The 1,209-nt window shown below is 49.0% G+C and carries 1 protein-coding gene; it reads right to left on the bottom strand.

Annotated elements, in window-relative coordinates; all coding sequences use genetic code 11:
* Positions 1-1,209, bottom strand: a 1,209-nt coding sequence (locus CLW00_RS21500) for a hypothetical protein (protein ID WP_211300245.1), incomplete at both ends; no start/stop codon positions are given.

Raw genomic sequence — 1,209 nt, 5'->3', positions numbered from 1 at the left:
TCAGGATCTACATTGATCGGTGTCAAGGTCACATCATCAGGGTTCACTGGCTCACCATTCAAGGTATCGTTATCCAATACATTGCCCGGTACTGTCCCGCCTTCTGTGCCGTTGATCGGACCGAAGTCATCATCATTGGCCTCTATTCCTGGCGCTGTCACAGTTACAGTTACTGTCGCTGTATCACAGTTATCAGGATTCAACACCTCACAGATACTGTACTCTAGCGTGTATTCTCCCGCTGGTGTGTTCGGTGCTACCGTAACCGTTCCATCTGGGTTGATCACTACCGGGGAGTCAGGATCTACATTGATCGGTGTCAAGATCACATCATCAGGATTTACTGGCTCACCATTCAAGGTATCGTTATCCAATACATTGCCCGGTACTGTGCCGCCTTCTGTGCCGTTGATCGGACCGAAGTCATCATCATTGGCTTCTATTCCTGGCGCTGTCACAGTTACAGTTACTGTCGCTGTATCACAGTTATCAGGATTCAACACCTCACAGATACTGTACGCTACTTCGTAGTCTCCCGCTGGCGTGTTCGGTGCTACCGTAACCGTTCCATCTGGGTTGATCACTACCGGAGAGTCAGGATCTACATTGATCGGTGTCAAGGTCACATTATCAGGGTTCACAGGATCTCCGTTCAAGGTATCGTTATCCAATACATTGCCCGATACTGTACCGCCTTCTGTGCCGTTGATACCTGTGTAGATATCATCATTGGCTTCTATCGCTGGCGCTGTCACAGTTACAGTTACTGTCGCTGTATCACAGTTATCAGGATTCAACACCTCACAGATACTGTACTCTACTTCGTAGTCTCCCGCTGGCGTGTTCGGTGCTACCGTAACCGTTCCATCTGGATTGATCACTACCGGAGAGTCAGGATCTACATTGATCGGTGTCAAGATCACTTCTTCAGGATTTACTGGCTCACCATTCAAGGTATCGTTATCCAATACATTGCCCGGTACTGTTCCGCCTTCTGTGCCGTTGATACCTGTGTAGATATCATCATTGGCTTCTATCGCTGGCGCTGTCACAGTTACAGTTACTGTCGCTGTATCACAGTTGCCCGGATTCAACACCTCACAGATGCTGTACTCTACTTCGTAGTCTCCCGCTGGCGTGTTCGGTGCTACCGTAACCGTTCCATCTGGGTTGATCACTACCGGAGAGTCAGGATCTACATTGATCGGT

The organism is Mongoliibacter ruber, from assembly GCF_003003005.1.
GTDB classification, from domain to species: Bacteria; Bacteroidota; Bacteroidia; order Cytophagales; family Cyclobacteriaceae; genus Mongoliibacter; species Mongoliibacter ruber.
Note: the sequence above shows the minus strand (reverse complement) of the source record. Positions and strands in the feature narration are given on the sequence as shown.